Origin of the sequence: Pseudomonas sp. S09G 359, assembly GCF_002843605.1 — a bacterium.
In the GTDB taxonomy this organism is placed as follows: Bacteria; Pseudomonadota; Gammaproteobacteria; order Pseudomonadales; family Pseudomonadaceae; genus Aquipseudomonas.
The window spans coordinates 784,915-807,500 of the sequence record NZ_CP025263.1; the positions used below are offsets into that span (position 1 = coordinate 784,915).

The following is a 22,586-nucleotide window of genomic DNA, read 5'->3' on the forward strand; positions in this document are numbered from 1 at the left end:
CTGCATCGGTTAAGCGACTAATACCAAGGAGGTATGGAGAGGATGTATCAAGATGTATATATGTTTTTAATCAATAGCTTGGATAAAAAAGCGGACTTCCAGGAAGTCCGTTATAACTTTGAGTGTATATATACAATTAGGCAGTGTTTTTTATGCGATCGGTCGCCACTTGCCGCGCATATGTTCAATATCTCCCGCGCCTTTCAACACTAACTCACCACTGGAACCGGCGGCGCTGGTCAATAATGTCACCTCACTGGGCAGGCGCACGGGCTTCTTGAACTCGACGTCTATCTCGAGATTGGCTGCCGGGAGGTGTTCGCCCAAGGCGGCCAGGGTACGCGCCTTGTTCCACAGGCCGTGGGCAATGGCTTGGGGGAAACCGAACAGTCTGGCTGTCAGGGCGCTGAGGTGGATCGGGTTGTAGTCGCCGCTGACCCTGGCATAGCGGCGGCCGATGTCGGCGGCGGCTTTCCAGCGGGTCAATTCGCTGACCTGTGAAGGGCTGGAGTGTGCATCGTCCGTGGCTTCGCCTGCGAGCTTTACGCCACGACAGAGCATGCGGCTCTCGGCTTCCCACAGCAGGCCGAGGGCATCTTCCGCGCGGGTCACCACCTCGAAGGTCACGCCTTTGGGATGGGGCTTGAGGTTTTGCGTGTGCACGCTGATCAACAGGTCGCTGATACCGCCCAGCGGGCGATGGACGCGGATGCGGTTGTTCAGGTGGATCAACCCCAGCAACGGGAAGGGGAATGCTTTGTCGGTGAGCAATTGCATCTGCAAACCGAACGCCAGGATATGCGGATAGGTCGCGGGCAGCACCGCGCTGTCGGCAAACCCGCAGACCTTGCGGTAGGCCGCCACCGCCTTGGGGTTGATGCTGACCGGGCAACGCAGGCCCTGCTCGGGCAAGGTGTTGCCGGTGATCTTGCGCTTGAGCGCCGCGCGCCAGTACAGCGGCGCGAGCAACGGGGTACTGCCTAACGTCTGCCATTCCATGCTTACGCTCCCAATAGACTTTGCCCACACACCCGCAGCGCTTGCCCACTGACTGCGCCGGAACCCGGTTGGCCCAGCCAGGCCACGGCCTCGGCGACGTCCTGCGGCAAGCCGCCCTGGCCAAGGGAACTCATGCGGCGCCCGGCCTCACGCAGGGCGAACGGAATATGCGCCGTCATCTGGGTTTCGATAAAACCCGGGGCCACGGCGTTGATGCTGATCCCGCGTTCCCCCAGCAGCGGCGCCCAGGCTTGGGCCAACCCGATCAAACCGGCCTTGCTCGCCGCGTAATTGGTTTGCCCACGGTTGCCGGCGATCCCGCTGATGGACGCCAGCAGAATCACTCGCGCATGGTCGTGCAAGGTGCCGCTGTCGAGCAATGCCTTGGTCAGTACCTGCGGTGCATTGAGGTTCACTGCCAGCACCGCGTCCCAGTATTCCGGGGTCATGTTGGCCAGGGTTTTGTCGCGGGTGATACCGGCGTTGTGCACCAGGATATCGAGGCCGTCTGGCAGGTGTGCGATCAACTGGCTGGCGGCGTCTTCGGCACAAATATCCAGCGCCACGCTGCGTGCACCCAGGCGCGCGGCCAGGGCGTCGAGGTCGGCCTTGGCCTGGGGCACGTCGAGCAGGATCACCTCGGCGCCATCGCGGGCCAGGGTTTCGGCGATGGAGGCGCCAATGCCACGAGCGGCACCGGTGACCAGCGCCTTGCGCCCGGCGAGGGGGCGGGTCCAGTCTTCGACTGGCGTAGCGCAGGCCTGCAGGCGGATGACCTGGCCGGAGATATACGCGCTTTTCGGCGACAGGAAGAAGCGCAGCGCACCTTCCAATTGATCCTCGGCACCCTCGGCGACATACAGTAATTGCAGCACGCCGCCGTTGCGCAGCTCCTTGGCCAGAGACCGGCTGAAGCCTTCGAGGGCGCGCTGGGCGCTGGCGGCAAACGGGTCGCTGAGGCTTTCCGGGGCACGGCCGAGGATCACTAGGTGCGCGCTGTTATCGAGGTTTTTCAGCAACGGCTGGAAAAACTCACGCAGTTGCTTGAGTTGGTCGGTGTGTTGCAAATGGCTGGCATCAAACACCACCGCCTTGAGCTTGGGACCGTGGCCGGGGATCCAAGTGGATTTTTCGTCGCCGTAGCTAAAAGTGGCGTCGGTGAGTTTGTGCGCAAACACTTGCACCTTGGCCGCCAGCGCGCCGCCGCCCAGCAACAGTGCCCCTTCCACCGGGCGCAGGCGCCCGGCCTGCCAGCGTTCCAGGCGTACCGGCGACGGCAGGCCAATGGCGGCGACCAGGCGATGGCCGAGGCTTGAGTTGGCGAAGTCGATATAACGGTCAGACATGGAACGCTCTCCGAAGGCTGGGGTTCAAAGGGTTGACCATCCCAGGGTAGCAGTCGTTCGACTAGGCTCATTGATCCAGCCCATAACCGACAGAGGGAGCACTCCATGACTCAATTGCGCCGTGTAGCGATCATTGGCGGTAACCGTATTCCGTTCGCCCGTTCCAATGGCCCGTACGCTACGGCGAGCAACCAGGCGATGCTCACCGCGGCCCTGGAAGGCCTGATCGAACGCTACAACCTGCACGGCCAGCGCATCGGCGAGGTGGCCGCCGGCGCGGTGCTCAAGCATTCCCGCGACTTCAACCTCACCCGCGAATGCGTGCTGGGCTCGCGCCTGTCGCCGCAAACGCCGGCCTACGACATTCAGCAGGCCTGCGGCACCGGGCTGGAAGCGGCCTTGCTGGTGGCCAACAAGATTGCCCTGGGCCAGATCGAATGCGGCATCGCCGGCGGGGTGGACACCACCTCCGACGCACCCATCGGCGTGAACGAAGGGTTGCGCAAGATTCTGCTGCAAGCCAACCGCAGCAAATCCATGGCGGATAAATTAAAAGTCCTGTTACAACTTCGTCCCCATCACCTCAAGCCCGAACTGCCACGCAATGGCGAACCACGCACCGGCTTGTCCATGGGCCAGCATTGCGAGTTGATGGCACAGACCTGGCAGATCCCCCGCGCCGAGCAAGACCAATTGGCGCTGGAGAGTCACCAGAAAATGGCCGCCGCCTACGCCGAAGGCTGGCACAACGATTTGCTCACGCCGTTTCTGGGCCTGACGCGCGACAACAACCTGCGCCCCGACCTGACCCTGGAAAAACTCGCCGCGCTCAAGCCGGCCTTCGAGCGCAGCGAAAAGGGCACGCTCACCGCCGGCAACTCCACGCCGCTCACCGATGGTGCATCGTTGGTGCTGTTGGGCAGTGAGGCCTGGGCGCAGGAGCGTGGCTTACCGATCCTGGCGTACCTGCGTGACGGCGAGGCGGCGGCGGTGGACTTCGTCAACGGTGCCGAAGGCCTGTTGATGGCGCCGGTGTATGCGGTGCCACGCTTGCTGGCGAGGAATGGTCTGACGCTGCAGGACTTTGATTACTACGAGATCCACGAAGCCTTCGCCGCCCAAGTGTTGTGCACACTCAAGGCCTGGGAGGATGCGGATTACTGCAAGACGCGCCTCGGGCTGGATGCGCCCCTGGGCTCCATCGACCGCAGCCGTCTCAACGTCAAGGGCAGCTCCCTGGCGGCCGGGCACCCGTTTGCCGCCACCGGGGGGCGTATCGTTGCCAACCTGGCCAAGTTGCTGGACGCGGCGGGCAAGGGCCGGGGGCTGATTTCGATCTGCGCGGCCGGTGGCCAGGGTGTGACGGCGATCATTGAGCGTTGATTATGCGAAATTTGGCATATTGGATGCATTCTTGAGCTGTCAGAGGTCGGTAGCCCCTCCCACCGGCGCGCCGATTGCCGTATAACGAGTGCCATACGCGTATTTGGTAATAAAGGACCCACAATAAAAGCTGATGAAGACTCCTAAACGCATTGAACCCCTGATCGAAGACGGTCTGGTCGACGAAGTGCTGCGCCCACTCATGAGTGGTAAAGAAGCAGCTGTTTATGTGGTGCGCTGCGGCAATGAATTGCGTTGCGCCAAGGTTTACAAGGAGGCGAATAAACGAAGTTTTCGTCAGGCATCCGAATACCAGGAAGGCCGTAAAGTCCGTAACAGCCGGCAGGCCCGGGCCATGGCCAAGGGCTCCAAGTTCGGCAAGAAAGAAACCGAAGATGCCTGGCAGAACGCCGAAGTGGCGGCATTGTTCCGCCTGGCCGGCGCGGGCGTTCGCGTGCCTCAGCCGTTCGACTTCCTTGAAGGCGTGCTGCTGATGGAATTGGTAGCCGACGAGTACGGCGATGCGGCGCCGCGTCTGAACGACGTGGTACTGGAGCCGGACCAGGCGCGCGAATACCACGCTTTCCTGATCTCCCAGATCGTGCTGATGCTGTGTACCGGCCTGGTGCACGGTGACCTGTCCGAGTTCAACGTGCTGTTGACCCCAACGGGCCCGGTGATCATCGACCTGCCCCAGGCGGTGGATGCGGCGGGCAACAACCACGCGTTCAGCATGCTGGAGCGGGATGTGGGCAACATGGCTTCCTACTTCGGGCGTTTTGCCCCGGAGTTGAAGAAGACCAAATACGCCAAGGAAATGTGGGCGCTGTACGAAGCCGGCACCCTGCACCCGGCCAGCGTATTGACCGGCGAGTTCGATGAGCCGGAAGAACTGGCGGATGTGGGCGGTGTGATCCGCGAAATCGAAGCGGCGCGGTTGGATGAAGAGCGCAAGCAGGCGATTCGGGCGGCGGATGATGCGCCAAGCACCAAGACGGCAGAAGAACCGCCGCCGCCTTGGATGCAGTGATCTTTGGTTAAATAAAGATCTAAAGTCAGTGGAGATCAAAATGTGGGAGGGGGCTTGCCCCCCGATAGCGGTGGATCAGTCAGCTTATCTGTTGGTGATCCACTGCAATCGGGGGCAAGTCGAGTCGTCGCACCGCCCCTCCCACATTTGATCTATGTACACCCACTCAGCTGCAGCAACTCCCCGACGCCAACTCCTTGAGAATCGGACAATCCGGCCGATGATCGCCTTGGCAGTGCTCCACCAAATCCTGCAACGTATCGCGTAGTTGCCCAAGCTCCAGAATCTTCTGGTTCAGCTCATCAATATGCTGGCGCGCCAACGCCTTCACATCGGCGCTGGCCCGTTGCCGGTCCTGCCACAGGGTCAGCAGCTTGCCCACCTCTTCCAATGAAAACCCCAGGTCCCGCGAGCGCTTGATAAAAGCCAGCGTGTGCAAGTCGTCGCTGCCATACACGCGGTAACCGCTGTCGGTGCGGTGTGCGGCTTTCAACAGGCCGATGGATTCGTAGTAACGAATCATCTTTGCGCTCAGCCCGCTCTGGCGGGCGGCTTGGCCGATGTTCATGGGTGTTGATCCTCCAAGTCCTTGGGTTTCCAGGTTTTCAACAGTAACGCATTGCTCACCACGCTGACGCTGGACAAGGCCATGGCCGCGCCGGCGAGTACCGGGTTGAGCAGACCGAAGGCCGCCAGGGGAATGCCGATCAAGTTATAGACGAAGGCCCAGAACAGGTTCTGGCGGATTTTTGCGTAGGTCTTGCGGCTGATTTCCAGGGCGGCGGGCACCAGGCGCGGGTCACCGCGCATCAGGGTGATACCGGCCGCGTGCATCGCCACGTCGGTGCCACCCCCCATGGCGATGCCGATATCGGCGGCGGCCAAGGCTGGGGCGTCGTTGATGCCGTCGCCGACCATCGCCACCACGCCGGTTTTTTTCAGCTCGGCGACGGTGGCGGCTTTTTCGGCGGGCAGCACTTCGGCGTACACATCGTCGATGCCCAGTGCTTCGGCGACCACGCGGGCGCTGCCGCGGTTGTCGCCGGTGAGCAAATGGCTGCTGATGTGCTGCGCCTTGAGTTGCTGCACAGCGTGCAGCGCACCGGGCTTGAGCGTGTCGCCAAAGGCGAACAGCCCCAGCACGCGCGGCTGCGTGCCTTGCTCTATCAGCCAGGACAGGGTGCGACCCTCGGCCTCCCAAGCGTTGGCCGAAGCTGCCAGGTCGCCTGCGTTCAAGCCGCTTTCTTCGAGCAGCCGGCGGTTACCCAGGGCCAGTCGCCGTCCATCCAAGGTGCCGGCGATGCCACGCCCGGTCAGGGATTGGCTGTCGCTCACAGCCGCAACCGCGAGGCCTTGCTCGTTGCAGGCATCCAGCACGGCCTTGGCCAACGGATGTTCGCTGCCGCGTTGCAGGGCGCCAGCTTGTTGCAGCAACAGCGGGGCGTTGCCATCCACCGCCGCCAGATGCGCGATTTTCGGCGCGCCGGAGGTGAGGGTGCCGGTTTTGTCGAACACCACGGCGCTCACAGCATGGGCCCGCTCCAGGGCTTCGGCGTCCTTGATCAGGATGCCGAAGCGCGCGGCAACCCCGGTGCCGGCCATGATCGCCGTCGGCGTGGCCAAGCCGAGCGCGCAGGGGCAGGCGATGACTAGAACGGCCACCGCATTGATGATCGCGGTCTCCAGGGGGGCGCCATACAGCCACCAGCCCAGCAGGGTGATCAAGGCCAGCACCAGTACGGCGGGCACGAACACCTGGCTGACTTTATCCACCAGTTTCTGGATCGGTGCTTTGGCCGCCTGGGCGTCTTCCACCAGGCGGATGATCCGCGCCAGCACGCTTTCGGCGCCCAACGCGAGGGTGCGCACCAGCAGGCGGCCCTCGCCATTGATGGCGCCACCGGTGACGCTGTCGCCCGGCTGTTTTGGCACGGGCAAGCTTTCGCCACTGATCAGTGCTTCATCGGCATGGCTTTGGCCTTCGACTACTTCGCCGTCCACTGGGAAGCGTTCGCCGGGTTTGACCAGCACCAGATCATTGAGCCGCAATGTGTTGATCGCGACGTCCTCTTCACGCCCGTCCTGCACGCGAATCGCGCGCTCCGGGCGCAGCGCTTCAAGGGCGCGGATGGCGCTGGCGGTCTGGCGCTTGGCGCGGCTTTCCAGGTATTTACCCAGTAACACCAGAGCGATCACCACCGCCGAGGCTTCGAAGTACAAATGGGGCGTCATGCCGGCGGGGGCGGTGAGCCACTCATAAATGCTCAAGCCATAACCGGCGCTGGTGCCGATGGCCACCAGCAGGTCCATGTTGCCGGCACCTGCACGCACGGCTTTCCAGGCGGCGATATAAAAGCGTGCGCCAAAGATGAATTGCACCGGCGTGGCCAGGGCGAACTGCACCCAGGCGGGCAGCATCCAATGCAGGCCAAAGGGCTCCACCAGCATCGGCAGCACCAACGGCAGTGCCAGCGCAATCGCCAGCAGCAACGCCCAGCGCTCGCGGTGCAGGCGCTGGGATTGGTCGGCGTCGGTGGCGGTTTCGCTTTGGGGCAGGGTAGCGGTGTAGCCGGCCTTGTCGACGGCGGCGATCAATACGCCGGGGTCCATCTGGCCGAGCACTTCGACATGCGCGCGCTCATTGGCCAGGTTGACGCTGACGCGTTGCACCCCCGGCACCTTGCCCAGCGCGCGCTCGACACGCCCGGCACAGCTGGCGCAGGTCATGCCGCTGATGGGCAGGTCAAAGGTGGTGGATCCATTCATGGGGCAGTCCTCCTGAAGACGTTGCCCCTAGGATCAACCTTGACCTGTGGGTAAGGTCAAGCGCCGTTAATATTCTAGTGCGGCCGGTTTGAGGTACATGCCGTCCTGGCCTTGGGCGATACGCAATTTGCGTACGTCACCGGCCTTCAATGTGATGTTCTGCGCCGGTGGCGCCAGCAGGCCCGGCAGGCAGCCCGGGGACTGGCCCGGAAGCAGCTTCAGGCGCAGCGACACATTGCCCGGCGCCAGGTTGAACGAGGTGGCCTGTTCCTGGAACAGCCGGCCGGCCAGTTGGTCATTAAGGTACAGGCCGATTTCGCAATTGGTCGGCACTTCCAGACGTTCCCGGGAAATGATCAGCACCGCATAGTCTTCTGCGGCATTGGCCATGGGCGCAACGGCAGACCAGCTCATCAGGCCGACAAGGGCAAAAAACGACCAGCGCATGGCGAATGCTCCGTGGTTTGAATCAAAGATGGGTGAAGCTTGGCCGACGCCGCCGCCGAATACCAGCCCGGCAGCAATTCTCGGAACTTGACCTTGCCATCGAGGCAAGGTCCAGGCTGGTTTCAACCTCATCAAAGGAGTCATGTGATGCAAGTATTCAGCGTTGAAGGAATGACCTGCGGCCATTGTGTTCGGGCAGTGACCCAGGCAGTGCAGAGCCAGGACCCGGCGGCCAGTGTGAAGGTCGACTTGGCTGCGAAAGAGGTGGGGGTCGAAAGTCGCTTGTCTGCCGAGCAGGTCATCAGCCTGATCACCGAAGAAGGCTATAGCGCCAAGCTCGTCTGATTTTAATAGTTAGCGAGCTAACTTTATGTTCAAGGCACCCAAGCGCGGCTAAACTGTCGGGCTGCCGACTCACTTGGGTGCCTGATGAACCTTCGCATAATCCTGATTCTGGGGGCCTTGAGCGCCTTCGCGCCGCTGGCGATCGATTTTTACCTGCCGGGCTTTCCGGCCATGGCCACGGCTTTCGCCACCGACGAAAAACATATTCAGCTGACCCTGGCGGTGTATTTCGCCGGCCTGGCCATCGGCCAATTGATCTACGGCCCGCTGGCCGACCGCTTTGGTCGGCGCGGCCCGCTGCTCAGTGGCGTGACCCTGTTTACCCTGGCGTCCTTTGCCTGCGCCTTCGCACCGACCCTGGAGTGGCTGATCGCCGCGCGCTTCGTGCAAGCCCTTGGCGGTTGCGCGGGCATGGTGATTTCCCGTGCGGTGGTCAGCGACAAATGTGATGCGGTGGGCTCGGCCAAAGTGTTTTCGCAACTGATGCTGGTCACCGGCCTGGCGCCGATCCTCGCGCCGCTGGCTGGCGGGCTGATGGTGGGGCTGTGGGGCTGGCAGTCGATTTTCCTGGCGCTGTCGATCTTCAGCGTGATGGCGGCCATCGCCGTGGCGGTCGGGTTGCCGGAGACCTTTCCGGCCCATCAGCCGCGTCAGCCGTTGTCTGGGTCGTTACGTCGCTACTTCGGGTTGCTGTCAGACCGGGTCTATCTCGGCTACGCGCTGACCGGTGCGCTATCGATTGCCGGGATGTTTGCCTACATCGCCGGTTCACCGTTCGTGTTTATCAAACTCTATGGCGTGCCGGCTGAGCATTACGGCTGGGTGTTCGGCTCCAACGCCGCCGGCTTTATCCTGGTGGCGCAACTCAACGCGCGGTTGCTGGCCAAGCGTGGCCCGGCGTTTCTGCTGTCGCGCTCGGTATGGGTGTATCTGCTGGCAGGCCTGACACTGCTGGGTATTGCGGCCTTGCGCACTGAGGCATTGTGGCCGTTGTTGGTGCCGTTGTTTATCTGCATCGCCAGCCTGGGCTGCATTTTGCCCAACACCTCGGCCTGCGCCATGAGTGGGCAGGGCGCACGGGCCGGCAGCGCGTCGGCATTGCTGGGCTGCATTCAATTCGGCGTGGCGGCGGGGGCGGCGTCGCTGGTGGGGGTATTGCACGATGGCAGCGCCATGCCGATGGCAATCGTTATCAGCTTGTGCGGGGTGTTGGCGGTAACGGTCGCCGTGTCGACCCAGCGCCTGCAACGGGCCAGGGCCCTGCAAGCGCAGGTCTGACGGGCGGGTCAGCCAGCAGCGGATTGTTGCTGGCTGATTGGAAAGCGGTGCGGCGCCTGGATGCGCGCTTGCAGGGTATCGACGAAGGCACGGGCCTCGGCTTCAGTGTGGAAAGTGATGGACTTTTGGTCCAGGCGAACTTCCCACTGGGATTTTGCTAACGCTTTTATCAGGATCTTCATTGCTGACTTCCTCACGTAAAAGAATCGTGGCAAAGGCGGCCAATATAAACCTGAATACGCTCGCAAATATGACAAAGATCAACTCTCTGACTAGCGGTGTCGTCCATTACCCACAGGAATAAAGGACGACACTGACAGACCTTTTTTAGAACCCTTCCAGCACGATCTTGCCCTTGGCCTTGCCGCTTTCCAGCAGCGCGTGGGCGCGGCGCAGGTTGTCGGCGTTGATCACACCGAAGTGCTCGCCCAGCGTGGTTTTCAGGGTGCCGGCGTCGATCAGTTCGGCGACGCGGTTGAGCAGGTTGTGCTGTTCGATCATGTCCGGCGTCTCGAACATCGAGCGCGTGTACATGAACTCCCAATGCAGCGACAGGCTCTTGCGCTTGAGCTTGCTCACATCCAGCGCCTTGGGGTCGTCGATCAGCGCCAGCTTGCCCTGGGGTTGCAGGGCTTCCACCAGTTGATCCAAATGCACGTCGGTCTGGGTCAGGCTGGCCACGTGGGTCACGTGGGCAATACCGGCACGCTTGAGCTCTTCACTCAGCGGCTGGCGATGGTCGATCACCAGGTCGGCGCCCAGCGCCTTGGCCCACGCCTGGGTTTCCGGGCGAGAGGCGGTGCCGATGACTTTCAGCGCGGTGAGCTGGCTGGCCAATTGGGTCAGGATCGACCCTACGCCGCCGGCGGCGCCGACAATCAGCAGGCTCTGGCCTTGATCTTCCTTACCTTCACGCACTTGCAGGCGCTCGAAGAGCAATTCCCAGGCGGTGATGGCGGTCAACGGCAAGGCGGCCGCCTCGGCAAAACCCAGGCTCTTGGGCATATGGCCGACGATGCGCTCGTCCACCGTGTGCAGTTCGCTGTTGCCGCCGGGGCGTACCAGGGAGCCGGCGTAGAACACGTTGTCGCCGGCCTTGAACAGCGTCACTTCGCTGCCGACGGCTTTGACCACTCCGGCCACGTCCCAACCCAGCACCTTGGCGGCGCCGTTTTCCGGGGCGACGTTCTGGCGAACCTTAGTGTCCACCGGGTTGACCGAGATGGCTTTGACTTCCACCAGCAGCTCACGCGGGCCGGCAATGGGCGCTGGCAGTTCGATGTCTTGCAGGGATTTGGGATCGTTGATCGGCAGTGAGGCGTAATAAGCGATGGCTTTCATGGGGGCTCCGAAGAAGTGGGCGGTGATCAGGCGAGAAATTTCAGGCGTTTGAGTTCGAAGTGTTCGATCACATCAGCGGCCTTGGCGCGGAAACTCTGGATATGCGCGCTTTGGTCGTGGTCGGCCAGGGCGGCGTCGTCGGCCCAGCGTTCGAGCATGTAGAAAGTTTCCGGGTGTTGCACATCCTGGTGCAGGTCGTATTGCTCGCAACCGGGCTCCTGCCGGGTGGGTTCCAGCAGGCCGCGCAGCAGGGTTTCCAGGGTGGCCTGTTGGCCGGGTTTGGCGATCAGCGTGGCGATGACGTTAAAGGCAGAGGACATATTCAACTCCAGACACGTGATGAACGGGATGGGCAGATCATTGGCTATTTCCCGCGAAGATAAAAGCGGCTAAAACAGAGGTCTGTTTCAACAATATTTTGATAATGGATGGGTTGAATGCTGCGTTTCGATGATTTGCAGTTGTTTGTGCGCGCAGCGGACCTCGGCAGCCTCTCGGCCGCCGCGCGGGTCATGGACCTCTCGCCGGCGGTGGCCAGTGCCGCGTTGAAGCGTATTGAACAGCAACTTGGCACGCGCCTGCTGGCCCGCTCCACCCGCAGCCTGCGCCTGACCGCGGAAGGCGAAGGCTTCCTCGAATACGCGCGGGCGGCGTTGAGTTCGCTGGACGAGGGCCGGCGCTTGTTGGCCAGCGGCCAGGACCATGTCAGCGGTGTGCTGCAACTGTCGGCCCCCTCGGATTTTGGCCGCAACCAATTGCTCCCCTGGCTCGATGAGTTCCAGCGCGAGTACCCGCAACTCAGCGTGCGCCTGCTGTTGGGCGACCGGATTGCCGACCTGTTCCGCCAACCGGTGGACATTGCCCTGCGTTATGGCGAGCCGGAAGATTCCAGCCTGATCGCGCTGCCCGTCGCGCCGCAGAATGTGCGCGTGCTGTGTGCGGCGCCCAGCTACCTCGCACGCCACGGCGAGCCCCGGCACCTGGAGCAATTGGCCCAGCACAATTGCCTGCTGTATATGCTCGGCAGCCGGGTGCACGACCATTGGAGCTTCCATGACGGTAAGCGCGAAGTCAGCCTGACCGTCAGCGGCGACCGCTTCAGTGACGACGCTGATGTGGTGCGGCGTTGGGCGGTGGCGGGTGTGGGCATTGCCTACAAGTCCTGGCTGGACGTGAGCACCGACGTGCTGGCTGGGCGCTTGCGGTTGATCCTGCCGGAGCTGCGTGGCGAGCGTACGCCGCTGAATCTGTTGTGTGCCCATCGCGCGCAACTGAGCAAACCCATCAACTTGCTGCGGGAAATGCTCGTGTCCCGCTGTGCGACATTGACGGCGCAGTTGCCGGACCGCTTAAGCGCAACGTAATAGCCTCCATAAAAGCAGGAAATTTCACTCAGATCCTGTCCCTATCTGCGCTGTCAGACGCCGCGGAACTGCGGCTTTGCAACCCTATACTTGGTGCCAACCGCTGCAGAAAATTGATCGAACAGGGAATGAATACATGGAAGAAGCACCGTGCATCAGTCAGATCGCCAGCTTGCTCGCCGAGCCTAAACGTACCGCCATGCTCTGGGCGCTGATGGACGGCTCGGCCAAGTCGTCGGAGGAGTTGGCGACGCTTACCGGGTTGTCGTCGGCATCCGCGAACGCGCACTTGGCACGGCTGACCGGAGGTGGGTTACTGCGCGTGGAGGCACGGCGTGGCAGGCGCTTGTTTCGCGTGGCGGCCGCTGATGTCAGTTGCGCCATCGATGCCTTGGCCGCCAGCACCATGGCCAGCGCAGCCCGCCGTGCGCCGGATGCGTTGGCGCCGACCCTGGTGGCGCCACCGTTATTGCGCCGTGCGCGATTGTGCAAGGGGCATCTCGGTGGGGAGTTGGCCGCGCAGCTGTATCAACGCATGCTGCACGCGGGGTGGATCGAACGCCATGAGCAACGCACCGGGGTCACGCTCAAGGGCACCCAGCACTTTGCCGGCCTGGGTATTTTTACTCAGGCACTGGCGTCGCCGCTGGTGTGTGATTGTTTTGACTGGAGCCAGCAGCAACCGCATCTCGGCGGTGCGCTGGGGGCAGGGTTGTTGCAGCTGTTTTTGCAGTCGAACTGGATCAGTGCGGCCAACGAGTCGCATGCCTTGCTGGTCAGCGACACAGGGCTCGCGGAAATCACCCGGCTGGCCGCGCCCGAGCAGCCTTGAGCCCGATGACCTCAATGCGGGAGCCGGGCAAGCCAGCTCCCACCGGGGCTTTGTTGTCTCGATTACGACCGGTTATGGCTTAACCAAGCGTGCATCCAGGCTGTTCTGCGCCAGGCGTTTGGCCTGGTCCTGGGTCATGCCCAGGCTGGTGTGCAGCGCGTGGAAGTTCTCGGTGACATAGCCGCCGAAGTAAGCCGGGTCATCCGAGTTCACCGTCACCTTCACGCCACGCTCTAGCATGTCGAGGATGTTGTGCTGGGCCATGTCGTCGAACACGCACAGCTTGGTGTTGGACAGCGGGCACACGGTCAACGGGATCTGCTCGTCGATGATGCGCTGCATCAGGCGTTCGTCTTCAATGGCGCGCACACCATGGTCGATACGTTGGATTTTCAGCAGGTCGAGAGCTTCCCAGATGTACTCGGGCGGGCCTTCTTCGCCGGCGTGGGCCACGGTGAGGAAACCTTCGTGGCGAGCACGGTCGAACACGCGCTGGAACTTGCTCGGTGGGTGACCCATTTCCGAGCTGTCCAGGCCCACGGCCACGAACGCATCGCGGAACGGCAGCGCCTGGTCGAGGGTTTTCTGCGCTTCGTCTTCGCTCAGGTGGCGCAGGAAGCTGAGGATCAAGCCGCTGGTGATGCCCAGTTGCTGCTCGCCATCCTTGAGTGCCGCGGCGATGCCGTTAAGCACTACTTCGAACGGGATGCCACGGTCAGTGTGGGTCTGCGGGTCGAAGAACGGCTCGGTGTGGATCACGTTCTGTGCTTTGCAGCGCAGCAGGTAGGCCCAGGTCAGGTCATAGAAGTCCTGGGACGTGCGCAGCACATCGGCGCCCTTGTAGTACAGGTCCAGAAACTCCTGCAGGTTGTTGAAGGCGTAAGCCTTGCGCAGGGTTTCGACGTCATTCCACGGCAGCGCAATCTTGTTGCGCTCGGCCAGGGCGAACAGCAGCTCGGGCTCCAGCGAACCTTCCAGGTGCAGGTGCAGTTCAGCCTTGGGCAGGGCGTTGAGCCAATCGTACATTTTTAAAATCTCATCAGGTGCAATGGCGGCATTCTACAGGTCATGGCTGAAATAATCGGCAAAACCTGACCGGCAGGAGAGTATTGGCTTTATTCACGCAAGGGCGGCGTGAACTAAGGTGTAACGAAACGTTAGCAGCGTGCCGTAGTCTGTACCCCATTAATGACTGATTTGCCGTACGAAAAGGCCCGGAATGCTCACCTTCCTCAAGCAAGAAAAATTCATGCTACTGGCGCTGATTGCCGCCATCGCCGCCTACCCGCTGGAGCACTGGATGCTCCATAGCGGGCAAACCGTCGCACTGCTGGCCGGCGTGGCGCTGATCGGCTTTATCGTGGTGGCGTCGATGCGCGTGGCGCACCATGCCGAGCAACTCGCGGAAAAAGTCGGTGACCCCTACGGCACCATGATCCTGACGCTGGCCGCCGTACTGGTGGAAGTGGTGATCCTGGCGATCATGATGAGCAACGAGCCGTCGCCGACCCTGGTGCGCGACACCATCTACTCGGCGGTGATGCTCGATATCAACGGCATCCTCGGTTTGGCCGCGCTGATGGGCGGCATCAAGCATGGTGAACAGTCCTACAACGACGATTCGGCGCGCACCTACAGCGTGATGATCCTAACCGCCATGGGTGTTTCCATGGTGGTGCCGGAATTTATCCCCGAAGCCGACTGGAAAATTTACTCAGCCTTCACCATCGGCGCGATGGTGGTGCTCTACACCTTGTTCCTGCGCATGCAGGTGGGGCCGCACAGTTATTTCTTCAGCTACAGCTACCCGGAAAAACGCCGCAAGAAATTGCCGGAAGAAGAGCAAGCGCCGCCGGTGAACCTGGCATTTTCCATCGGCACGCTGGTGTTCGGCGTGATTGTAATTGGCGCGCTGGCCGAGGTGATGTCCAAGACCCTCGACCTGGGCCTGGAAGGCACAGGCGCACCGCCGGTGATCACGGCGATTGTGGTCGCGGCCATTTCGGCGGCGCCGGAAATTCTGACCGCGTTGCGCGCGGCGTTGGCCAACCGCATGCAGTCGGTGGTGAACATTGCATTGGGCGCGTCGTTGTCGACGGTCATCTTGACGGTGCCGGTGATGGAGGCCATGGCGCTCTACACCGGCCAGCCCTTCCAGATGGCGATGACGCCGGTGCAGACCGTCATGGTGTTTATCACGCTGATTGTCAGCGCGATCAACCTCAACGATGGCGAAACCAACGCCATCGAAGGGATGACCCATTTCGTGCTGTTCGCGACGTTTATCATGCTGTCGTTGTTGGGGCTGTAAGGCCGCCGCAGGGCAAATGTGGGAGGGGGCTTGCCCCCGATGGCGGTGTATCAGTCAAACTTACAGTGACTGACACATTGCAATCGGGGGCAAGCCCCCTCCCACATTTCTAACTGAGTTTGGCTTATGTTCCTGCGATCAAGGCCCGCGCCGCCCGGCTGTGATCGGCGATCAAACCTTTCAAGTCCAGACCCTCGACCTGCCCGTCGATCACCCGCCACTTGCCGCCGATCATCACTCGGTCCGCACGATCAGCGCCGCACAGCAGCAGTGCCGAAAGCGGATCGTGGCTGCCGGAGAAGCGCAGCTCATCGAGTTTGAACAACGCCAGGTCGGCCTGTTTGCCTACGGCCAATTCGCCGATATCCGTACGCCCCAGCAACTGCGCCGAGCCTTTGGTGGCCCAGCCCAGCACGCCTTTGGGGGTGATCTTTTCCGCGCCGTAACGCAGGCGTTGGATATACAAGGCCTGGCGTGCTTCGAGGATCATGTTCGAGGCATCGTTGGAGGCCGAACCATCTACCCCCAGGCCGATAGGCGCGCCGGCGGCGAGCAAGTCCAGGGTCGGGCAGATGCCTGATGCCAGGCGCATATTCGAACTTGGGCAATGGCAGATACCGGTGCCGGCCGCACCGAGGCGCGCAATCTCGTCCGGGTTGAAGTGAATACCATGGGCCAGCCAGGTGCGCGGGCCGAGCCAGCCGACGCTGTCGAGGTAGTCCACCGTGCGCAGGCCGAAGCGCTGCAGGCAGAAGTCTTCTTCGTCGAGGGTTTCTGCCAGGTGGGTGTGCAGGCGCACATCCAGCTGGTCGGCCAGTTCGGCGCTGGCGCGCATGATTTCCGGGGTGACCGAAAAGGGCGAGCAGGGCGCCAGGGCGATCTGGATCTGCGCGCCGTCGCCACGTTCGTGGTATTCGCGGATCAGACGCTGGCTGTCATCGAGGATCACTTGGCCTTGTTGCACGGTCTGCTGCGGCGGCAGGCCGCCATCGGCTTCGCCCAGGCTCATGGAGCCGCGGGTGAGCATGGCGCGCATGCCCAGTTCGCGCACGCTTTCTACCTGGACATCGATGGCATTTTCCAAGCCGTCGGGGAACAGGTAGTGGTGATCAGCCGCGGTGGTGCAGCCCGACAGGAGCAATTCGGCGAGTGCGACTTTCGACGCCAGGGCGAGTTTTTCCGGGGTCAGTCGCGCCCATACCGGGTACAGGGTTTTCAGCCAGGGAAACAGCGGCTGATTGACCACCGGCGCCCAGGCGCGCGTCAGGGTCTGGTAGAAATGGTGGTGGGTATTGATCAGGCCGGGCAGGATCACATGTTCGCGGGCGTCGAACACGTGCCCACAGGGCACAGCGGGCTCTTTTCCCCAGCCCAGCACTTCGGTGATCACACCGTCTTGCAGCACCAGGCCGCCACGGGCGTCGAGGCCATTGGCAGTGAAAATCGCGAGGGGGTTTTTTAACCAGATACGGGTCGCAGGCATTGGCCGGCTCCTCTGAATGATGGGTTCAGGTTTGCCAGCTCAGTGTTGCCCTGTCTGCTGATCCAGGGTCGCCGGTGAGGGCGAGGGCGTTAGATTACGTGTAGTTCAGGACAGGGTCTAGCTTTCAGTGTGAGAGAGGCTTGGCCCCTCGCACATTTTGATCTGCGGCATTTACCAGGCGATGGTGTCGCCCTTGTAGTCGACAAAATGATGGCCGCCCTTGCCGGTGTAGGCATTCACCTGATCCACCAGGCCGCGCACGCTGGTGTCGACATCAATGTGCGCGTTTTCGCCGCCCATATCGGTCTTCACCCAGCCCGGGTGCAGCGACAGCACGGTGAGTTTGTGGTCACCCAGCTGGGTGATAAAGCTGTTGGTCATTGAGTTGAGCGCGGCCTTGCTGGCCTTGTACAGCGCCAGGTCGGAGCCGTCGGGGATGGTCACGCTGCCCAGCACCGAACTCATGAAGGCCAGCACGCCGCTGTCTTTGCGGATCTGCCCGACAAAACGCTGGGCCAGGTTGATCGGTGCCACGGCGTTGGTGAAGAACAGCTGGCCGACTTCCGCCAGGGTGGCGTGCCCCGGCTCCTGGTTGGCCGGGCCCTTGACGCCGGCATTCACGAACAGCAGGTCGAACGTGCGCTCCTTGAGGCGCTGGCTCAGGGCGATCACGGCTTGCTGATCGTCCATGTCAAGTTTCTCGATCTGGACCGGGCCCACGGCTTTCAGGGCATCGGCCTTGCTGGGGTCGCGCACGGTGGCGGTGACATCCCAGCCGTCCTGGAGCAATTGCTTGACCAGGCCAAGGCCCAGGCCGCGCGAGGCGCCGATGATCAGTGCGGTTTTTGGCGTAGACATGAAAAGCTTCCTTTAGAGTCGCGGTTCAGGAGGTTCAGCGTTGTAGCAGGATACGCCCACGGCTGAGGTCGGCGAGTTGAATTTGCAGGGTGTCGATGTGCGCTTCGCCCAGGGCGAGTTGTAACTCGACGCCATTGGCAGTGAAGGTTTCTTCCACCACCAGCCCACCCAGTTCGGCGACGCGCAGTTTCAGCAGGTTCAGCTCGGCGAACCCGCAGGCACAACTCAAGGGAACACGGCTGATAAGCTCGACGCGCTCGGCAGTTTGCAGGCATTTATTCGCACCGCCGCCATACGCACGGGCGAGGCCGCCAGTGCCCAATTGGATGCCGCCGTACCAGCGAATCACCAGCACCGCGACCTGATCGAAACCCTGCGCCTCGATGGCCGCCAGGATCGGCCGCCCGGCGGTGCCACCGGGTTCTCCGTCGTCATTGCTGCGGTATTGATCGGCCAGTTTCCAGGCCCAGCAGTTATGCGTAGCGTTCAAATCACTGTGTTGCTCGAAAAACGCCTGGGCGTCCTGCGCACTGGTGATTGGTACGGCGAGGGTGATGAAGCGGCTTTTGCGTATTTCTTCGCGAAACTCGCAAAGACCGGTGAGCGTGAAAGGCATAAGTCCCGTCTTCAGTAGGCCGGCTTGATGCCGCAACCCTTGAGAATAATGTGGATCAGGTTGGTGCCGGCGTCTTCCATATCCTGCTTGGTCAGCTTGGTGCGACCGGTGACCCGGCAGATCTGGGTGGCGAAGTCGGCATAGTGCTGGGTGCTGCCCCACAACAGGAAGATCAGGTGTACCGGGTCGACGGGGTCCATCTTGCCGGCATCCATCCAGGCCTGGAACACGGCGGCCCGGCCGCTGAACCAGGCGCGGTAGTCCTGACTGAAATATTCGGTAAGGCATTCGCCGCCGCTGATGATCTCCATGGCGAAGATGCGCGAGGCCTGGGGCTGGCGCCGGGAAAATTCCATCTTGGTGCGAATGTAGCGGGTCAGCGCCACAGCGGGGTCATCATCGGCGGTCAGGGCGTTGAAGGTGCTGTCCCACAATTCCAGGATATTGCTGAGAACGGCGATATACAGGCCCAGCTTATTGGTGAAGTAGTAGTGCAAGTTCGCCTTCGGCAGCCCGGCACTGGCTGCAATGGTGTTCATGCTGGTGCCTTTGTAGCCATGGCGCGCAAACTCATCCTCAGCCGCCTGGAGAATCGCTTGTTCGTTCTTTTGCCGAATGCGGCTGGCGGGTTTACCGGCGGGGTTGCTGTGGGCAGGAACTTCGAGGCTCATGGAGGTTTCCGTGCTGATCGATGATGGCGACGTGTGCACAGATAACCCACCCTCAAGCCCCAGACAAGTCCTGATGCAATAAAACCGTCAAAGCGATTCCAGGCTGTCGTTTTCCGACGTGTGGTTTGCGGCAGTGGCGGTCGCTTTGGTTTCCGGCAACAACAGGCACAACACAATGGCTGTCAGGCCGCCGCTGGTGATGGCCGAGTCGAACAGGTTCTGCACCAGGCTCGGCATCAAATGCAGCAGGTTCGGTTGGGCGGCGATGCCCAGGCCGACGCCAAACGAAGTGGCGATGATCAACATGCTGCGACGGTCCAGCGGTGCCTGGGCGAGGATGCGCACACCGGCGGCGGCCACGCTGCCGAACATCACCAGGGTCGCGCCGCCCAAAACCGGCTTGGGGATTTGCTGCAACACCGCGCCAATCAGCGGAAACAACCCGAGACACAACAACACCACGCCGATATATAAGCCGACGTAACGACTGGCTACGCCGGTCAGCTGGATAACGCCGTTGTTCTGCGCAAAGGTGGTGTTGGGGAAGGCGCTGAAGGTTGCAGCGATCATGCAACTGACGCCATCGCCGAGTACACCGCCCTTGAGTCGGCTTATATAGGAAGGGCCGCTGATGGGTTGGCGCGCGATCATGCAGTTGGCTGTCAGGTCACCCACTGTTTCGATACTGCTGATCAGATAAATCAGCGCGACCGGTAGGAAAGCGCTCCAGTCGAAGTTGAAACCAAAGCGAAACGGGATCGGCAAGCTGATCAGAGGCAAGTCGGGCAAGGCCTGGGGCACCAGCTTGCCGCTGAACCACGCTGCAAGGCTGCCGACGGCCAGGCCGATAATGATTGCCGACAGGCGCACCCATGGGGTGTTCGAGCGATTGAGCAGGATAATCGTCAGCACCACGAACAGGCCCAACGCCAGGTTGATGGGCGCGCCGAAGTCCGGTGCATTAAAACCACCGCCGAGGTCAGTGATGCCGACTTTGATCAGGCTGATGCCGATCAGCGTAATCACAATGCCGGTCACCAGCGGTGTAATGACGCGGCGCAGTTGCCCGATGAAGCGGCTCAGCACGATTTGCACCGCTGCCCCGAAAAAACACACGCCGAAGATCATCGCCAGGATGTCTTCCGGGCTGCCGCCGCGTTGTTTCACCAGGAACCCGGCTGACAACACCGCGCCGAGAAACGCAAAGCTGGTGCCTTGCAGGCAGATCATGCCGGCACCGATGCCAAACGGCCTGCGTGCCTGGATGAAGGTTCCTACGCCGGACACCATCAGCGCCATGCTGATGAGGTAGGGCAGGTGAGCGGTAAGGCCCAGGGTGGAACCGATAATCAGCGGCGGAGTGATGATGCCAACGAAGGCAGCCAGTACATGTTGCAAGGCGGCCAAGAGCGCGGGCACGGGTTTGGGCCGGTCGTTGAGGCCGTAGATCAGGTCGCTGGGGCTGGAGGATTCTGGTGGCATGGTGAGATAACTCGGGGCGGACGGTTCAAGGTCCTTGTACCCTTGCAAAAAGCTGTCCAGTTGCTCAGCTTTTTGCGCGAGGCCCGAGTTAGCGCGTTGCAGCCAGGCTTTCCAGGAAACTTTCCAGCACCAAATGAGGGCGACGCCCCTTACGCGTGACCGATGCCAGGCTTAAATCGTAAAAACGCGTAGCCGATTTCAGCGCACGCAGTCGGCCTTGTTGCACCCACAGGCTCGCGTAGTGATCCGGCAGGTAACCGATATAGCGGCCGGTAAGAATCAGGAAAGCCATGCCTTCGCGGTCCGAAGCACTCGCGGTGCAGTTGAGTGCCTGGTAGTGGGCCTGGATCTCGGCGGGCAGGCGGAAGGTCGGGGCGATGGCGTCCTGGCTGTCGATGCGCTCGTCGCCCAGTTGCTTGTCGTCGGCATAAAACAGCGGGTGGCCGACCGCGCAATAGAGCAGCGAGCGTTCGCTGTACAGCGGCTGGTACTCCAGGCCGGAGAGGGCGCTGGCCTGGGGCACCACACCGACATGCAGGCGGCCGTCAAGTACGCCTTGTTCGACTTCATTGGGCGCGATCATGCGGATCTGGATCTGCACATCCGGGCCACGCTCCTTCAACTGCGCCAGGGCGTGGGTGATGCGCATATGGGGCAGAGTGACCAGGTTGTCGGTGAGGCCGATGATCAACTCGCCGCGCAAGTGCTGGTGCAGGCCGTTGACCTCGGTACGAAAACTTTCCAGGGCACTTAATAGCTGCAGCGCCGACTGGTAGACCTCGCGGCCTTCTTCGGTCAGCGAGAACCCGGCGCGGCCACGCTGGCATAGCCTTAGTCCGAGGCGCTGCTCCAGATCACTCATCTGCTGGCTGATGGCCGAGCGACCGATGCCGAGCACGGTTTCCGCCGCCGAGAAGCCGCCGCACTCCACCACGCTGCGAAAGATGCGCAGCAGGCGGATATCGAAGTCACTGACTTGGGCGAGGGGGTCGGGTCGACGGCTGCTCATAGTTTAGTGAAGGCCTGACTGAAGGTTAGAAGAGTTGAATTTCACCGACTTTATCCCCGTGGCAATTTAGCTGCAAGAACGCCTTTGAATCCCGACGCTGCCTTTTGCCCTGCGAGGTTTTGCTGATGAACATGCCTGAAAACGCCCCTTCGACCCTGGCCAGCCAACTCAAGTTGGATGCGCACTGGATGCCCTACACCGCCAACCGAAACTTCCAGCGTGACCCGCGCCTGATCGTGGGCGCCGAAGGCAGCTGGCTGATCGATGACAAGGGGCGTCGGGTTTATGATTCGTTGTCGGGCCTGTGGACCTGCGGCGCCGGGCATACCCGCAAGGAAATCCAGGAAGCGGTGGCCAAACAATTGGGCACCCTGGACTACTCCCCAGGCTTCCAATACGGTCATCCGTTGTCCTTTCAACTGGCGGAAAAGATCACCGACCTGACCCCAGGTAACCTCAACCATGTGTTTTTCACCGACTCCGGTTCCGAGTGCGCCGATACGGCGGTGAAGATGGTGCGCGCCTACTGGCGCCTGAAGGGCCAGGCCACCAAGACCAAGATGATTGGTCGTGCCCGTGGTTACCACGGTGTGAACATTGCCGGTACCAGCCTGGGCGGTGTGAATGGCAACCGTAAGATTTTTGGTCAGGGCTTGATGGATGTTGATCATCTGCCGCACACCCTGCTGGCGAGCAATGCGTTCTCCCGTGGTATGCCGGAGCAGGGCGGTATTGCCTTGGCCGATGAGCTGCTCAAGCTGATCGAGCTGCATGACGCGTCGAACATTGCTGCGGTGTTTGTCGAACCTATGGCCGGTTCCGCGGGTGTACTGGTGCCGCCGCAGGGCTACCTCAAGCGTCTGCGGGAAATCTGCGACCAGCACAACATCCTGTTGGTGTTCGACGAAGTGATCACCGGCTTCGGCCGTACCGGCTCGATGTTCGGCGCCGACAGCTTTGGCGTGACCCCGGACCTGATGTGCATCGCCAAACAAGTCACCAACGGCGCAATCCCGATGGGTGCG

At 61.8% G+C, this 22,586-nt stretch carries 23 protein-coding genes (1 of these 23 running past the window's edge); 8 read left to right on the top strand and 15 right to left on the bottom strand.

Annotated elements, in window-relative coordinates:
- Window positions 1-150: 150 nt before the first annotated feature.
- Both CXQ82_RS03380 and CXQ82_RS03385 read right to left on the bottom strand, forming a co-directional pair.
- A complete protein-coding gene (locus CXQ82_RS03380) occupies window positions 151-999 on the bottom strand; it encodes a MaoC family dehydratase (protein ID WP_101266148.1) in 849 nt (282 codons plus the stop codon).
- 2 nt (window positions 1,000-1,001) lie between these two features.
- A complete protein-coding gene (locus CXQ82_RS03385; protein ID WP_101266150.1) occupies window positions 1,002-2,345 on the bottom strand; it encodes a 3-oxoacyl-ACP reductase in 1,344 nt (447 codons plus the stop codon).
- A gap of 105 nt (window positions 2,346-2,450) precedes the next feature.
- Here CXQ82_RS03385 and CXQ82_RS03390 point away from each other — a divergent pair, with 105 nt between their 5' ends.
- Window positions 2,451-3,728 carry an acetyl-CoA C-acetyltransferase gene (locus CXQ82_RS03390; RefSeq protein ID WP_101266152.1) on the top strand — a complete coding sequence of 426 codons (1,278 nt, stop codon included), beginning with the start codon at window positions 2,451-2,453 and terminating at the stop codon, window positions 3,726-3,728.
- A gap of 133 nt (window positions 3,729-3,861) precedes the next feature.
- Window positions 3,862-4,758: a PA4780 family RIO1-like protein kinase gene (locus tag CXQ82_RS03395; RefSeq protein WP_101266154.1), complete on the top strand. Its 897-nt coding sequence runs from the start codon at window positions 3,862-3,864 to the stop codon at window positions 4,756-4,758.
- Window positions 4,759-4,924: 166 nt separating this feature from the next.
- Here CXQ82_RS03395 and cueR read toward each other — a convergent pair whose 3' ends face one another.
- From cueR to CXQ82_RS03410, 3 genes are all read right to left on the bottom strand, one after another.
- Window positions 4,925-5,326, bottom strand: a complete 402-nt coding sequence (cueR, locus tag CXQ82_RS03400; RefSeq protein ID WP_101266156.1) for a Cu(I)-responsive transcriptional regulator — start codon at window positions 5,324-5,326, stop codon at window positions 4,925-4,927.
- Window positions 5,323-7,524, bottom strand: coding sequence for a cation-translocating P-type ATPase (locus CXQ82_RS03405; protein WP_101266158.1), 2,202 nt, complete (start codon window positions 7,522-7,524; stop codon window positions 5,323-5,325). The genes cueR and CXQ82_RS03405 overlap by 4 nt, the downstream gene beginning before the upstream one ends.
- Before the next feature lie 66 nt (window positions 7,525-7,590).
- Entirely contained in the window at window positions 7,591-7,971 is a 381-nt protein-coding gene (locus tag CXQ82_RS03410; protein WP_101266160.1) for a hypothetical protein, read from the bottom strand.
- A 147-nt stretch (window positions 7,972-8,118) separates the two neighbouring features.
- Between CXQ82_RS03410 and CXQ82_RS03415 the strand changes: the two genes are divergently transcribed.
- Window positions 8,119-8,316 (top strand): heavy-metal-associated domain-containing protein, encoded by a 198-nt coding sequence (locus tag CXQ82_RS03415; RefSeq protein WP_101266162.1) that lies wholly within the window; start codon window positions 8,119-8,121, stop codon window positions 8,314-8,316.
- An 84-nt stretch (window positions 8,317-8,400) separates the two neighbouring features.
- Entirely contained in the window at window positions 8,401-9,594 is a 1,194-nt protein-coding gene (locus CXQ82_RS03420) for a Bcr/CflA family multidrug efflux MFS transporter (RefSeq protein WP_101266164.1), read from the top strand.
- 8 nt (window positions 9,595-9,602) lie between these two features.
- On the opposite strand, the gene CXQ82_RS31360 is transcribed toward CXQ82_RS03420, so the two are convergent.
- From CXQ82_RS31360 to CXQ82_RS03430, 3 genes are all read right to left on the bottom strand, one after another.
- Window positions 9,603-9,776: a hypothetical protein gene (locus CXQ82_RS31360; RefSeq protein ID WP_163034694.1), complete on the bottom strand. Its 174-nt coding sequence runs from the start codon at window positions 9,774-9,776 to the stop codon at window positions 9,603-9,605.
- A 145-nt stretch (window positions 9,777-9,921) separates the two neighbouring features.
- Window positions 9,922-10,935, bottom strand: coding sequence for a zinc-binding alcohol dehydrogenase family protein (locus CXQ82_RS03425; protein WP_101266166.1), 1,014 nt, complete (start codon window positions 10,933-10,935; stop codon window positions 9,922-9,924).
- A gap of 26 nt (window positions 10,936-10,961) precedes the next feature.
- Entirely contained in the window at window positions 10,962-11,255 is a 294-nt protein-coding gene (locus CXQ82_RS03430; protein WP_101266168.1) for a putative quinol monooxygenase, read from the bottom strand.
- Window positions 11,256-11,372: 117 nt separating this feature from the next.
- On the opposite strand from CXQ82_RS03430, the gene CXQ82_RS03435 reads away from it, so the two are divergent.
- Window positions 11,373-12,299: a LysR family transcriptional regulator gene (locus CXQ82_RS03435; protein ID WP_101266170.1), complete on the top strand. Its 927-nt coding sequence runs from the start codon at window positions 11,373-11,375 to the stop codon at window positions 12,297-12,299.
- A gap of 136 nt (window positions 12,300-12,435) precedes the next feature.
- The gene (locus tag CXQ82_RS03440) at window positions 12,436-13,131 is read left to right on the top strand and encodes a helix-turn-helix transcriptional regulator (RefSeq protein ID WP_101266172.1); all 696 of its coding nucleotides are present in this window, start codon (window positions 12,436-12,438) and stop codon (window positions 13,129-13,131) included.
- Between the two features lie 72 nt (window positions 13,132-13,203).
- On the opposite strand, the gene CXQ82_RS03445 is transcribed toward CXQ82_RS03440, so the two are convergent.
- Complete coding sequence (locus CXQ82_RS03445) at window positions 13,204-14,157, bottom strand: adenosine deaminase (protein ID WP_101266174.1); 954 nt, start codon at window positions 14,155-14,157, stop codon at window positions 13,204-13,206.
- Between the two features lie 193 nt (window positions 14,158-14,350).
- Here CXQ82_RS03445 and CXQ82_RS03450 point away from each other — a divergent pair, with 193 nt between their 5' ends.
- Window positions 14,351-15,442 carry a calcium:proton antiporter gene (locus tag CXQ82_RS03450; protein ID WP_101266176.1) on the top strand — a complete coding sequence of 364 codons (1,092 nt, stop codon included), beginning with the start codon at window positions 14,351-14,353 and terminating at the stop codon, window positions 15,440-15,442.
- A gap of 124 nt (window positions 15,443-15,566) precedes the next feature.
- On the opposite strand, the gene CXQ82_RS03455 is transcribed toward CXQ82_RS03450, so the two are convergent.
- The 6 genes from CXQ82_RS03455 to CXQ82_RS03480 form a co-directional block, all read right to left on the bottom strand.
- Window positions 15,567-16,925 carry an 8-oxoguanine deaminase gene (locus tag CXQ82_RS03455; protein ID WP_101266178.1) on the bottom strand — a complete coding sequence of 453 codons (1,359 nt, stop codon included), beginning with the start codon at window positions 16,923-16,925 and terminating at the stop codon, window positions 15,567-15,569.
- 171 nt (window positions 16,926-17,096) lie between these two features.
- Window positions 17,097-17,783: an SDR family oxidoreductase gene (locus CXQ82_RS03460; RefSeq protein ID WP_101266180.1), complete on the bottom strand. Its 687-nt coding sequence runs from the start codon at window positions 17,781-17,783 to the stop codon at window positions 17,097-17,099.
- A gap of 34 nt (window positions 17,784-17,817) precedes the next feature.
- Window positions 17,818-18,399 carry a YigZ family protein gene (locus CXQ82_RS03465; RefSeq protein ID WP_101266182.1) on the bottom strand — a complete coding sequence of 194 codons (582 nt, stop codon included), beginning with the start codon at window positions 18,397-18,399 and terminating at the stop codon, window positions 17,818-17,820.
- Between the two features lie 11 nt (window positions 18,400-18,410).
- Window positions 18,411-19,070: a TetR/AcrR family transcriptional regulator gene (locus CXQ82_RS03470; protein ID WP_101266184.1), complete on the bottom strand. Its 660-nt coding sequence runs from the start codon at window positions 19,068-19,070 to the stop codon at window positions 18,411-18,413.
- 87 nt (window positions 19,071-19,157) lie between these two features.
- On the bottom strand, window positions 19,158-20,552 hold the full coding sequence (locus CXQ82_RS03475; RefSeq protein WP_101266187.1) for a uracil-xanthine permease family protein: 1,395 nt from the start codon (window positions 20,550-20,552) through the stop codon (window positions 19,158-19,160).
- An 88-nt stretch (window positions 20,553-20,640) separates the two neighbouring features.
- A complete protein-coding gene (locus tag CXQ82_RS03480) occupies window positions 20,641-21,561 on the bottom strand; it encodes a LysR family transcriptional regulator (RefSeq protein ID WP_101266189.1) in 921 nt (306 codons plus the stop codon).
- Between the two features lie 125 nt (window positions 21,562-21,686).
- On the opposite strand from CXQ82_RS03480, the gene CXQ82_RS03485 reads away from it, so the two are divergent.
- Window positions 21,687-22,586: the 5' portion of an aspartate aminotransferase family protein gene (locus tag CXQ82_RS03485; protein ID WP_101266191.1), read on the top strand. 450 nt of this gene lie beyond the right edge of the window; the window shows 900 of its 1,350 coding nt (coding positions 1-900); it begins with the start codon at window positions 21,687-21,689; its stop codon lies off the right edge, out of view.

What these genes read in the sequence shown, in the direction of transcription:
- CXQ82_RS03380 (WP_101266148.1), bottom strand. Translation starts at nt 999, where the DNA reads ATGGAATGGCAGACGTTAGGCAGTACCCCGTTGCTCGCGCCGCTGTAC.
- CXQ82_RS03385 (WP_101266150.1), bottom strand. Translation starts at nt 2,345, where the DNA reads ATGTCTGACCGTTATATCGACTTCGCCAACTCAAGCCTCGGCCATCGC.
- CXQ82_RS03390 (WP_101266152.1), top strand. Translation starts at nt 2,451, where the DNA reads ATGACTCAATTGCGCCGTGTAGCGATCATTGGCGGTAACCGTATTCCG.
- CXQ82_RS03395 (WP_101266154.1), top strand. Translation starts at nt 3,862, where the DNA reads ATGAAGACTCCTAAACGCATTGAACCCCTGATCGAAGACGGTCTGGTC.
- cueR (WP_101266156.1), bottom strand. Translation starts at nt 5,326, where the DNA reads ATGAACATCGGCCAAGCCGCCCGCCAGAGCGGGCTGAGCGCAAAGATG.
- CXQ82_RS03405 (WP_101266158.1), bottom strand. Translation starts at nt 7,524, where the DNA reads ATGAATGGATCCACCACCTTTGACCTGCCCATCAGCGGCATGACCTGC.
- CXQ82_RS03410 (WP_101266160.1), bottom strand. Translation starts at nt 7,971, where the DNA reads ATGCGCTGGTCGTTTTTTGCCCTTGTCGGCCTGATGAGCTGGTCTGCC.
- CXQ82_RS03415 (WP_101266162.1), top strand. Translation starts at nt 8,119, where the DNA reads ATGCAAGTATTCAGCGTTGAAGGAATGACCTGCGGCCATTGTGTTCGG.
- CXQ82_RS03420 (WP_101266164.1), top strand. Translation starts at nt 8,401, where the DNA reads ATGAACCTTCGCATAATCCTGATTCTGGGGGCCTTGAGCGCCTTCGCG.
- CXQ82_RS31360 (WP_163034694.1), bottom strand. Translation starts at nt 9,776, where the DNA reads ATGAAGATCCTGATAAAAGCGTTAGCAAAATCCCAGTGGGAAGTTCGC.
- CXQ82_RS03425 (WP_101266166.1), bottom strand. Translation starts at nt 10,935, where the DNA reads ATGAAAGCCATCGCTTATTACGCCTCACTGCCGATCAACGATCCCAAA.
- CXQ82_RS03430 (WP_101266168.1), bottom strand. Translation starts at nt 11,255, where the DNA reads ATGTCCTCTGCCTTTAACGTCATCGCCACGCTGATCGCCAAACCCGGC.
- CXQ82_RS03435 (WP_101266170.1), top strand. Translation starts at nt 11,373, where the DNA reads ATGCTGCGTTTCGATGATTTGCAGTTGTTTGTGCGCGCAGCGGACCTC.
- CXQ82_RS03440 (WP_101266172.1), top strand. Translation starts at nt 12,436, where the DNA reads ATGGAAGAAGCACCGTGCATCAGTCAGATCGCCAGCTTGCTCGCCGAG.
- CXQ82_RS03445 (WP_101266174.1), bottom strand. Translation starts at nt 14,157, where the DNA reads ATGTACGATTGGCTCAACGCCCTGCCCAAGGCTGAACTGCACCTGCAC.
- CXQ82_RS03450 (WP_101266176.1), top strand. Translation starts at nt 14,351, where the DNA reads ATGCTCACCTTCCTCAAGCAAGAAAAATTCATGCTACTGGCGCTGATT.
- CXQ82_RS03455 (WP_101266178.1), bottom strand. Translation starts at nt 16,925, where the DNA reads ATGCCTGCGACCCGTATCTGGTTAAAAAACCCCCTCGCGATTTTCACT.
- CXQ82_RS03460 (WP_101266180.1), bottom strand. Translation starts at nt 17,783, where the DNA reads ATGTCTACGCCAAAAACCGCACTGATCATCGGCGCCTCGCGCGGCCTG.
- CXQ82_RS03465 (WP_101266182.1), bottom strand. Translation starts at nt 18,399, where the DNA reads ATGCCTTTCACGCTCACCGGTCTTTGCGAGTTTCGCGAAGAAATACGC.
- CXQ82_RS03470 (WP_101266184.1), bottom strand. Translation starts at nt 19,070, where the DNA reads ATGAGCCTCGAAGTTCCTGCCCACAGCAACCCCGCCGGTAAACCCGCC.
- CXQ82_RS03475 (WP_101266187.1), bottom strand. Translation starts at nt 20,552, where the DNA reads ATGCCACCAGAATCCTCCAGCCCCAGCGACCTGATCTACGGCCTCAAC.
- CXQ82_RS03480 (WP_101266189.1), bottom strand. Translation starts at nt 21,561, where the DNA reads ATGAGCAGCCGTCGACCCGACCCCCTCGCCCAAGTCAGTGACTTCGAT.